Source organism: Anaeromassilibacillus sp. Marseille-P3371, from assembly GCF_900169665.1.
Lineage (GTDB): Bacteria > Bacillota > Clostridia > Oscillospirales > Acutalibacteraceae > Anaeromassilibacillus.
Genome location: NZ_LT835157.1, coordinates 1,258,132 through 1,269,225 on the forward strand (window position 1 = coordinate 1,258,132; position 11,094 = coordinate 1,269,225).

Here is an 11,094-nt window from a genome sequence, read left to right on the forward strand (position 1 = left end):
CAATGATATTTCGCAATAGCCAGCAATGAACGCTTGCATTGCGCAAGACGTTACATTATCTTCTGAAACATATGCCGGATCTTGTCTAAACGGCTGTTCGGGCGGCGTGGCTGAAATACAGGCTCGCCGGAAGTTTCCTGATACCCTTTTAATTCTGTAATGCAGACACTTCTTCCATTTGTATAAAAATTCAGATCATTCCTATATTCACCGATACAACGGGCAGGGATTTCACCCTTAAAAATAACTTCATCTTTTTCAAGTCTGGTTGATTCAATGATTGCGCAATACTTTGGTGCATCATTATAAGCCCGTGAAAGATATTCCTGCGGTGCAAAAAGGGTAAAGGAAAGGTATGGTTCCAACAGTTGTGTCCCTGCTTTTTTCAATGCCTGCTCCAACACGACAGGCGCAAGAAAACGAAAATCAGCGGGGGTGCTGACCGGGCTGTAATAAACTCCATAATCAAAACAAATTTGGCAGTCTGTCACTCCCCAGCCATATAAGCCCTGCTCCATTCCATAACGCACACCCTCCATGACGGCATTTTGAAAACTTTGGTTTAAATAGCCGAGAGATACCTCGCTTTTATATTGTGTTCCGCTTCCAACAGGAAGCGGTGTTACAGTCAAACCAATAGATGCCCAAAACGGATTCGGCGGCACTTCAATATGAATCGTGCAGCTCGCTTTTTTTTGCGGTCTTTCCAGATAAATAACCGAAGGCTCTTTCATAGCCACGCCCACATGATATTTTTCTTCTAATAGCGAACAAATAACTTCTAACTGTACTTTTCCCAAAAAAGATAACATAATCTCATGGGTAACAGTATCAATGTCAAAATGCAAAAGAGGGTCTGTATCAGCAATCTCTGCGAGGGCATTTAACAGGGCTTCCCTTTGCTCCGGCTTTTGCGGCTCTACCGTTGTCCGAAGTAATGGCATGGGATTATCAATCCGTGTTTTGTGAGGCAGGAGTTTTTCATTTCCCAGGATATCGTTCAGTTTCAAAGTATCATCAGCTAAAATAACAATTTCTCCCGGACAGGCATGGTCAGCCGGGACGATTTCACCATTTGACGGAATACACATTTCTGTAATCTTTATTTTTTCCTTTTTTGACAGCAGCAGGGTATCCCGTAAATGGAGCGTCCCATGATACAGGCGTAAATAAGAAAGCCGTTTTTTCCGCTCTGTATACTCAACCTTAAAAACATATCCACATAATTCAGACTGAATATCGTCCGTTTCTGTAATGAAAGTTTCTATAATCGCTTCAATCAGTTTTTCTGTTCCTAAATTGTCTTTTGCACTCCCATGATAAACAGGAAACAAAGAGCAGCATCTGGTTCTTTTGCACTTTTCATATTGTAATTCCTGTATATCCAAAGAATCCTCTGCAACATATCGTTCTAATAGTTCATCGCTTCCGGAAATAATCATATCCCATTTGTCTAAATCAGAAATATCGGTCATGGTTATCTTTGGCGACAGGGAAACCTCCTGCATGACAATCATATCACTGGTAAGTTTATCTTTAATGCTTTGGTAAACACACTGCAGGTCGATCCCATTTTGGTCTATCTTATTTATAAAGATAATTGTCGGAATGTCCATTTTCTGAAGCGCATGGAATAATATACGGGTTTGTGCCTGTACGCCGTCTTTTGCTGAAATGACTAAAACAGCTCCGTCAAGGACAGATAAAGAGCGGTATGCTTCGGTTAAAAAATCCATATGACCGGGAGTGTCCACGATATTGATTTTATAATCATTCCAATAAAAAGAAGTAACCGCTGTCTGAATGGTAATTCCCCGTTGCCGTTCCAAAATCATAGTGTCTGTTCTTGTGGTCCCTTTATCCACGTTTCCCTGTTCCGCAATCGCTCCACTGGTGTATAGCAGACTTTCTGTCAATGTAGTTTTTCCTGCGTCTACATGGGCCAGAATGCCGATATTGATTATTTTCATGTGATTGTCCTCCCTTTACAGCCCCAAAGGGCATAAAAATCCCCAGCAGTAAAATACTTTTACCACTGGGGATTCTAATTTGCGGACATACACATATACAGCATACACCTATTTGTGATTGCTGTTTTTTGAATATGTCAAAATTGATAAGGCAAAAGTATTCTTAAATTGGGTACAAAAAACCAAGCCCCCACAAAAGGAGCTATCATAATTCTTTGTTCCCACTATTTGATTATAGTTTTATTTAAGAATACCTTGCCGCATATTTTTTACTCCTTTTCTGGAATGAAGCTATTATATCACATCAGTTTTAGGAAAGAAAGTACTTAAAAGAAATTTTTCTTCCCCTTATATGTAACAATCATACCGGCTTCCTGGTGTTCAGAATGGTTTCTGCTGTCTGCTGTGGTGTTTGATTGGAATTGTCCAGCCAAAAGCCGATCCGTGGTGTTGTCTGCATAAATGTATCGTATAAGGTTTCAACCGTAAAGCCGGAATAGCCTGTTTTCTCCCTGTATCGTTCCCTTTCTTTTATTGTTTCCACATCTGGACAAAGAACGACAACCTCAACAGGGTATTTATGCAGATAATTTATCATTCGGTTTAATTCATCACCGTAGTAGTTATCTTGGATCACTACAGAAAAGCCGTTGTCAAAGTATGACCTTGCCGCATCAGCAGTCAATTTGTATCGAAGGTACAGCTGGCGGACTGCTTCCGCTGATGGGGTAGCTGACATATTTTCTCTGCCTGAAATAATCATTTTTCGGAACACATCACCACGAAGATGGACGCATTTTTCTATTGATTTTGCCAGTAAATCGGAAACTGTAGATTTTCCAGAAGCCATTAAGCCTGTAATGAGATAAATTTTTTGTTTCATTTCACTTCCTCCGGCACAAAAAATATGTACATGTAACTAATTCAACACATTTATAATTTGAATAGGGACATTATAGCATTTACTAAATACAAATTCAATGTATACGGAAAGAAAGATATAAGGAGTGGGAGGGATTCCGCCGTAGTCGGCATTGTAGGAAAATCCAAAAGTTTAGATTTTCCCACAATGCTTATCTTTTGGTCTTTGGTTCGGAATAGTGTAGTGCTGGCGGTCTATCTCTTGTTTTCGGTTGCTTGCTTCCTTACCGTACATGAGCATTTTGCGCGGTAAGGTCGCCCATAGCAGCTAATTCTCCATCGACTCGAACAATCCATAAACTCTGGTTAGGGGCCTGAAAGTGTTCAATATATTTTTCCTCTTCAACGATGGATATTGGAAATCCATCTTTACCAAAGGTCAGAAACTCACTTTCTCCGCCAATGCAATTGAGATATTCGATGATATCCTTTGCATCGGAGGGAATTGCTTGGCGCAATTCAGCAGTTCTTCCATCTTTCAATAGAACAGTCATTTGATACCTCCTAAAGTCTCTCTATTTAGTAAGATTCCATATGTATAATAATAGAATAAGAATAACCTCTATCATATACGCTTGTCAATTCAAAAGGAATTCGTATGGGTGCGGGCGGTTCTTGCGGCTTCAGCCAACAATGAAATATCGCCTATTTTGAATTCTAAAAAATGTTGAAAATATATTTTAAATACGCTATACTGCATGCAGAAGAAGTCTTTAAACAACTATGACAAATAAACATGGAATGGGGGAATCAAAATGAGCAATGTATTAGTCGCGTTTTTTTCAGCTAGTGGTGAGACAGCCCGTTTGGCAAAGACCTTAGCCGATACTGTAAAAGGGGATCTATATGAAATTCAGCCAGGAGTACCCTATTCATCTGCCGATCTGAATTGGAATAATCAAGCAAGCCGCAGCAGTGTGGAAATGAACGATAAAACCGCTCGGCCGGTCATTAAAAATCGCGTGGAGGATATGACCTCGTACGATGTCATTTTTATTGGATTCCCTATCTGGTGGTATGAAGCGCCGCGCATCATACATACTTTTCTGGAAAGCTATGATTTTTCAGAGAAAACTGTGGTCCCATTTGCCACTTCAGGTGGCAGCGGAATGGGAGAGACGGACCATATCCTGAAACAAACTTGTCCAATGGCCCGCTGGTTGCCGGGAAAACGATTCAGCAGTAGAGCAAATACGGAAGAAATTTCGGCTTGGGTCAAAGGCTTAAAAATGTAGCAAGACAGGATGAAATCAAATCAACATAGAAAGAATATGGAAGTTGTATAGACAAAGAGGGATTCACTGTATTTGTATGGACGAATGGATTGGAATCATCTAAGGAGGAATTCCTATGTCTTATCTTGGGGAAGAAATCAAAAAATTGGGATTTGGTTTGATGCGTTTACCTCAGAAAGCTGGACGTATCGACATAGAGCAAACAAAAACAATGGTTGACCTATTTCTGGAGGCAGGTTTTACATACTTCGATACGGCTTGGGCCTATGCGGGCAGTGAAGATGCGATTCGTCAGGCGCTAGTCGAGCGTTATCCGCGGGAATCCTTCCAGCTCGCAACTAAAAATGCCGCTTGGATCAACTGCAAAACGCGGGAAGAGGCAATCGCTCAGTTTGATGTTTCTCTTAAGCAGACAGGGGCAGGATATTTTGATTTTTATCTGCTTCATAACCTGGGAGAGGGGCGGACGCACTTTTTTGATGATTTTGACATGTGGAGCTTTGTACAAGAAAAGAAGAAGGAAGGTCTCATCAAACATGCCGGTTTTTCTTTCCACTCCACACCGGAAGAGTTGGATGAATTGCTGACAAAGCATCCGGAAATGGAGTTTGTTCAACTGCAAATTAACTATGCAGACTGGGAATATCCAGCTGTGCAATCCCGTCGATGCTATGAAGTGGCAAGAAAACATGATAAGCCAGTGATTATCATGGAGCCGGTTAAGGGAGGTATGTTGGCGAATCCGCCCGTACCTGTTCAGAGAATTCTCAAGGGCGCAGAGCCAGATCAGTCCTTTGCTTCTTGGGCAATCCGGTTTGCAGCCGATCTGGAGGGAGTGATTACGGTTCTTTCCGGTATGAGCAATGTAGAACAAATGCAGGACAACCTATCTTATATGAAGAATTTTACAGGTCTTACAGCGGCAGAACAGAAAACGCTCAGAGCAGCTCAGGAAGCGCTTAGCCATATTTCGTTAATTCCCTGTACATCCTGCAACTATTGTGCAAAAGTCTGCCCCAATAATATAGGAATTTCTGGAACCTTTACAGCAATGAATTATCTAACCCTTTATCGAGATCAGGCAGCAGCAGCTCATCAGGAGGCATGGCTGGTGGGGGGCCATGGGAAGAACAAGGCGAATGCATGTATCCATTGTGGAAAATGTGAAGAGGTGTGTCCACAGCATATTTCCATCCGCACAGAGCTGAAAAAAGCGACGGAAATGTTGGGGTGATATTGGCATTGAGCAGGGGTTTATTTACTTTTTGAATGGAATTTTGTTTGAATAGAGTATATGATTCCGTCCCAATCTCCCTTTAACCAAAGCTGTGGGGAAAACAAAACGGTACGCCTGATTACAGTCCATACCACAGTAATCGAGCGTACCGTTTTACAATATCAATAAAGAGCCTTTTGTAACCGTTTCTTTTTTAATCCCTTGGGTTTTAGAATACACGATACATTACCGAAAAGATATGTCTGATAGGATAAGAGACGAAGGGCCAATCAGGGGCTAATGATCATTCCACTGCATTTTTTGATAAGAGTATCAACGAGAGCGAGAAGAGGTTATTCCTTCACAAACTCGATATGAATATCCCCGTTATTATTCGAGACGTTTAGAACTTTATCCCCTCCATCTTTCTGAGAGGGTAGATTGCTTTCGCCTTTTTTGATTTCGCAGGATATGGTATAGTCGTCGTAGCTTCCGATTATGGTACCGTTGATATTCCCGTTTTTTGTCTGTATAGCCGTGGTGTGGCCGACGCTCAATTCATCCAATAAGATATCCCCGCCGTTTGTAGTAAGAGTGACATCCTTTGTCACAGTTAAAGGGGCAACGGAGATATTTTCATTGGTAGTACCCAGGGTTAAGGAGGAGACAAGCGAATCGGGAACATACAAAGTAATGGTGCGTTTGTCTATGGGAGCGCTACCTCCAATATAATCCGTCCAATTTTTGTTGGATACAGATGTCATGGTCAAGGTGCCAGAGTCTGCAATAGAGATGTTATAGGCTTCCTTAGGGCTCTCATAGTAATCTATTCGTATTTGGTCATCCTCGGAAGGGATTACTTCGATCTTTCGGTCTTGGACTTCCAGTTCGATTTCTTGCACCTGTGTATGGTTTATCACATAGCTTTCCGCAGAAAAATCTTCATCCGTAGAAGAGCATCCAGTTAAGATTGCTGATCCAAGTAACAACATGCATGCAAAAGAAAACAATTTTTTCATGGGAACCTCTTGTATTAAAGTGTTTTTCTTTTTAAAACGACCAGGCCGATGATCGATAGGCCTGTACTGAGCAGAGCACAAACTCCTATGTGTAGAAAAGCATTGCTATTCAGCATGATTATTTGAAAGAATCCAGCCAAGAGCTGGCGAAGAGGTGTAATTGGCGTAAAAATACAGATCATTGCTACCAATATGCCGTCCGTCAACCAGCCATACCAGTGGGATTGCATCGATAGAAGTACATGAAGAAAAGTCATGGTGAGAAAGAGAAATATTCCCTGCTGGAGGAAAGCTATAAAAGCGCCATTTTCCATCCAGCCACATAGATCCATCAGATTCATCACGGTTTGTGTATGGTTTAGTGGGTCGAATATAAGGTGGATTGTAGTATTGGCTAGAGAGACGAGAAGGGCAAGGAATCCATAACAAACCAGACTTCCAACATAGAAATCTTTTTTACTTGTCCCCAAATACATGAGTTTGGGGTAGACATAAAAGACGAAAAAGAAAGGGGACATAGCGGCCAACAACCAAGTATAGTTTCCATTGCTTAAGGCGATTGCAGAGTCGCCTGAAGTTGTCGCGCAAAGCACGACAAGGGCTGTAAGGATGAAGCTCATTTTATTGCTTGCAAGTTCCCGTTTTACAACTGCAAATGTTGCGTTCATTTCTGAATACCTCCTCTATGACCGACCATCTGAATGAAGAAATCTTGTAAAGTTAAAGGATGAATCTCTAAGGACGCTATTTGTTTTGGGGGTGTGTCAAAGATATAGCTGGTTACAAGCCCGCCAACCGAATCTTGACCGATCACGTTTAAGTTTTTAGTGGCGGCTTCGACATCGCTTTTCAATCCGCTAATGCTGTATGCTTGTTTTTCGACGGCTTGTAGGGTGTCAAAAAAGCGGATACGCCCTTTATCAAGGATGATTAATTTTTGAATCGTTTTTGTAATTTCTTCGATAATGTGGGTGGACACAAGGATGATGCGGGGATGTTTTTGGAAGCTTTCGGACAGCATATTATAGAACTCTACCCGCATGATTGCGTCAAATCCCAGCACGGGTTCATCTAAAAGAATGACATTTTTATTACTTGCCAGGCAGATGATTGTGGAAACCATGGTTTTCATACCAAGGGACAGATGGTGAAACTTTTTCTTGCCATCTAGCTCGAAGCGCTCCATCATCTCTGTAGCAAATGCAAAGTCGTAATTGGGGTTTACCTCTCCCGCAATATGAAGCAATTTTTTCACGGGGAGGTGGAAATGCTTTGCAAAATTTTCGATATAACTTACGCCTGTATCCAGTGTTGCGGTCGTAATCAGTTGATTGTTCACGCGAATCTCACCATAAGAGATATTTTGGTAACCTGCAATTGACTTGAGTAAGGTGGTCTTGCCAGCGCCGTTTCGACCAAGTAGGCAATAAATCCCTGGTTCGTCAATGGTCAGAGAGACGTCTTTTAGTACCGCCGTCTGTCCGTATTGTTTTGTTACACCAGAAAGTTCAATCATGATGATATTCCTCCGCTTCATGTTTACGATTAAGAAAGTAGATTTGATATGCGTTTCTCTTCGTGCGAGTACAGTATAAACCTTTGTGTAACACAAAGGTCAAGAAGGAAGTTAAAAAGTGGAGAATTTTTTTTCAATCAGCGAAGCGGCAAAAATGGTCAATATGACGAGTGAGACATTGCGTCACTATGATCGAATCGGTCTTGTTAAGGCAAGCAGAAGAGATGAAGCGTCAAAATATCGATATTATACAAAAGAAGATATTGTCCGCTTGCATACCATCCGAGCATTACAGCAGATGGACCTCTCTTTACATGAGATTAAATGTATTTTGGAATACGATGATCTTCAAATGGTTGTAGACTTTTTGAAAAAAGCGGAGAAAACAGCTGATGAAAAAATTGCAGAGTTGCAATATAGCAAGTCCAAAATCCAATTGGCCAGATCGGATTATGAAAAGAAACTGTATGGGCAACAAAATCGAACCGAATTTTACACGAGATATTTTCCCAAGCGTGTGATTTTGTTATCGAACTCATTAGAAGCACCGACACTTGACAATTTGTGGAATTATCTAAGCCATTTTTATGATCGAATTGAGCCATCTCAAAGAGATCTTTTTGCATTTGAGGATTTAGCAGGAATTTACACGGAGAAGAACCTGTCTCGTCTCTTTGCGGTATGCATTCGCTATACAGATATGGATGGATTAAAAATAGTGCCGTCGGGTACCTATCTATGCGCGGACTGTACAGAGCAGACACGTGGACAGGTTCTTTCGAAACTCATTCAAATTGCCAAAGAACAATATCACCTGGAACCAACATTTACAATACAGTTAATTGTTATTTCCGGAATCTTACAGTGGAATTATCAGATACAGATTTTAATTGAAGATGAATGAGTGCGAATCAGTGAATAGCTGTAGCTACTGGATAGTATAAATATGTGGACGTGCTGAAAGATTCCGATCGGCCCACCATATTGGGAGTATGGGCTCTATAATCGGACAAAGGTAGACTTTCTGTTTTATGATACAATCATGAAGAAAACCGGAACCTTTCTTTAATAAAGGTTCCGGTTTTGAGATTGAATCGATCCATTAAGATCAAAGGTTGACATATTAAAATGGAGTAGTTTCATTATGACTGATCTTTGGTAGAGAAGAAAGATCATAGGGAGTGGACTGATAGACATAGTAATTCAGCCAATTGGCAAATAGAAGATGTGCATGACTACGCCAAGTAAAACGTGGCTGTAAAGTTGGATCGTCGTTTGGAAAATAATTTTCTGGGACGCGAGGTTTTAATCCCTTACGCTCATCACGGAAATATTCATTAGCTAAAGTGTCCCGATCATATTCGCCGTGGCCGGTGACAAAGAACTGACGGCCATCTTTTTTGGCGACTAGATGAACACCCGCCGTACTAGAAGTCGATAAGATTATAAGCTCATGGTGTTGTTCAATGTCTTCCCGTCGAATATCGGTATTTCGTGAATGTGGTACATAAAAACTGTCATCAAATCCCCGTACCAATGGATGGTGGGGATCTAAAACACGGTGTAAATAAACGCCGCTTAGCTTTTGGGGGAGCTGATATTTTGGAATTCCATAATGATAATAGAGTCCCGCTTGCGCTCCCCAACAAATATGTAAGGTAGAATAGACGCTCTTTTGACTCCATTCCATTATCTCACAGAGCTCAGGCCAGTAGTCTACTTCTTCAAAAGGCATATTTTCAACTGGTGCACCAGTAATAATCATGCCATCGAATTTTTCGTTCTTCAAATCCTTGAATGTCTTATAAAAAGTATTGAGATGCGATGCAGAGGTATTCTTGGAAACATGCGATGCCATTTGCATCAATTCAACGTCCACCTGCAATGGTGTGTTACTCAAAACACGCAGCAGTTGTGTTTCCGTTACGGGTTTAATCGGCATCAGATTAAGTATGACAATCTTTAATGGGCGAATATCCTGCATTCTGGCTCGTTCATGTGTCATTACGAAGATGTTTTCCCCCTCTAACACCTTTATAGCAGGAAGTTCAGCTTGTATTTTAATAGGCATACGATTCGCTCGATTCTTTTTAGATTTTGTAGTATAATCAATGCATAACAGTGTATACTAGTCTTAAGTATACCAAATTGACAGAGAAACTGCAATATAATTGGTAGAAAGGGACAGACATAAAATAAATGTAAAAAAAGCGTTGACATTGTAGAATGAGTGTGATATTATAGTGAAGCCGTCGAGAGAGACAGAAAAAACACTTGACACCACAAAGCGAGTGTGATATGATGTTAAACATCACCTCTGAGCTTGATCGATGAGGCGAAGGACCTTGAAAATTAAACAACGTTACGAAATGAAAAAGGACCCGTAATGACTTTGAGAGGGACGGGAACATCCGAGAGGATGGGAACGGAACTTTCGGACGAAACGAGAATCCAGACTCGAGAAACTGGAATACACGTTAGTGTATCGGATAGAGCTTTTCAAAACTCTAGAAAGATTTAAACGCTCTACGGAGCGATTAAATACAATTTTTAGAGAGTTTGATCCTGGCTCAGGACGAACGCTGGCGGCGTGCCTAACACATGCAAGTCGAACGGAGTTAAGAGAGCTTGCTCTTTTAACTTAGTGGCGGACGGGTGAGTAACGCGTGAGTAACCTGCCTTTCAGAGGGGAATAACATTCTGAAAAGAATGCTAATACCGCATGAGATCGTAGTATCGCATGGTACAGCGACCAAAGGAGCAATCCGCTGAAAGATGGACTCGCGTCCGATTAGCTAGTTGGTGAGATAAAGGCCCACCAAGGCGACGATCGGTAGCCGGACTGAGAGGTTGAACGGCCACATTGGGACTGAGACACGGCCCAGACTCCTACGGGAGGCAGCAGTGGGGGATATTGCACAATGGGGGAAACCCTGATGCAGCAACGCCGCGTGAAGGAAGAAGGTCTTCGGATTGTAAACTTCTGTCCTCAGGGAAGATAATGACGGTACCTGAGGAGGAAGCTCCGGCTAACTACGTGCCAGCAGCCGCGGTAATACGTAGGGAGCAAGCGTTGTCCGGATTTACTGGGTGTAAAGGGTGCGTAGGCGGATCTGCAAGTCAGTAGTGAAATCCCAGGGCTTAACCCTGGAACTGCTATTGAAACTGTGGGTCTTGAGTGAGGTAGAGGCAGGCGGAATTCCCGGTGTAGCGGTGA

At 41.8% G+C, this 11,094-nt stretch carries 10 protein-coding genes and 1 rRNA gene (1 of these 11 only partly in view); 4 read left to right on the top strand and 7 right to left on the bottom strand.

Annotation, left to right across the window (positions count from 1 at the left end; genetic code table 11):
• Positions 1-50 precede the first annotated feature (50 nt).
• The 3 genes from tet(32) to B9Y59_RS04410 all read right to left on the bottom strand — a co-directional run bounded on the left by tet(32) (position 51) and on the right by B9Y59_RS04410 (position 3,385).
• A complete protein-coding gene (gene tet(32), locus B9Y59_RS04400; protein WP_003505402.1) occupies positions 51-1,970 on the bottom strand; it encodes a tetracycline resistance ribosomal protection protein Tet(32) in 1,920 nt (639 codons plus the stop codon).
• A gap of 361 nt (positions 1,971-2,331) precedes the next feature.
• The gene (locus B9Y59_RS04405) at positions 2,332-2,853 is read right to left on the bottom strand and encodes a P-loop nucleotide/nucleoside kinase family protein (RefSeq protein WP_003505403.1); all 522 of its coding nucleotides are present in this window, start codon (positions 2,851-2,853) and stop codon (positions 2,332-2,334) included.
• 262 nt (positions 2,854-3,115) lie between these two features.
• The gene (locus B9Y59_RS04410; protein ID WP_085532015.1) at positions 3,116-3,385 is read right to left on the bottom strand and encodes a hypothetical protein; all 270 of its coding nucleotides are present in this window, start codon (positions 3,383-3,385) and stop codon (positions 3,116-3,118) included.
• Positions 3,386-3,646: 261 nt separating this feature from the next.
• Between B9Y59_RS04410 and B9Y59_RS04415 the strand changes: the two genes are divergently transcribed.
• Both B9Y59_RS04415 and B9Y59_RS04420 read left to right on the top strand, forming a co-directional pair.
• On the top strand, positions 3,647-4,126 hold the full coding sequence (locus tag B9Y59_RS04415; protein WP_054323603.1) for a flavodoxin: 480 nt from the start codon (positions 3,647-3,649) through the stop codon (positions 4,124-4,126).
• Positions 4,127-4,241: 115 nt separating this feature from the next.
• Positions 4,242-5,360, top strand: a complete 1,119-nt coding sequence (locus tag B9Y59_RS04420; protein ID WP_085532017.1) for an aldo/keto reductase — start codon at positions 4,242-4,244, stop codon at positions 5,358-5,360.
• A gap of 335 nt (positions 5,361-5,695) precedes the next feature.
• On the opposite strand, the gene B9Y59_RS04425 is transcribed toward B9Y59_RS04420, so the two are convergent.
• Genes B9Y59_RS04425 through B9Y59_RS04435 form a run of 3 tightly spaced genes read right to left on the bottom strand, consistent with a single transcriptional unit; the run spans position 5,696 to position 7,877 of the window.
• On the bottom strand, positions 5,696-6,361 hold the full coding sequence (locus B9Y59_RS04425) for a DUF4097 family beta strand repeat-containing protein (RefSeq protein WP_085532019.1): 666 nt from the start codon (positions 6,359-6,361) through the stop codon (positions 5,696-5,698).
• Between the two features lie 14 nt (positions 6,362-6,375).
• Positions 6,376-7,029, bottom strand: a complete 654-nt coding sequence (locus B9Y59_RS04430) for a hypothetical protein (RefSeq protein WP_085532021.1) — start codon at positions 7,027-7,029, stop codon at positions 6,376-6,378.
• Positions 7,026-7,877: an ATP-binding cassette domain-containing protein gene (locus tag B9Y59_RS04435; RefSeq protein WP_158088948.1), complete on the bottom strand. Its 852-nt coding sequence runs from the start codon at positions 7,875-7,877 to the stop codon at positions 7,026-7,028. Before B9Y59_RS04435 ends, B9Y59_RS04430 begins: the two co-directional genes overlap by 4 nt.
• A gap of 118 nt (positions 7,878-7,995) precedes the next feature.
• Here B9Y59_RS04435 and B9Y59_RS04440 point away from each other — a divergent pair, with 118 nt between their 5' ends.
• Positions 7,996-8,781 (top strand): MerR family transcriptional regulator, encoded by a 786-nt coding sequence (locus B9Y59_RS04440; RefSeq protein WP_085532025.1) that lies wholly within the window; start codon positions 7,996-7,998, stop codon positions 8,779-8,781.
• A 219-nt stretch (positions 8,782-9,000) separates the two neighbouring features.
• On the opposite strand, the gene metA is transcribed toward B9Y59_RS04440, so the two are convergent.
• A complete protein-coding gene (gene metA / locus B9Y59_RS04445) occupies positions 9,001-9,948 on the bottom strand; it encodes a homoserine O-acetyltransferase MetA (RefSeq protein WP_085532027.1) in 948 nt (315 codons plus the stop codon).
• Positions 9,949-10,424: 476 nt separating this feature from the next.
• Here metA and B9Y59_RS04450 point away from each other — a divergent pair.
• Positions 10,425-11,094: ribosomal RNA gene (locus B9Y59_RS04450) — 16S ribosomal RNA — on the top strand (it continues 845 nt past the right edge of the window).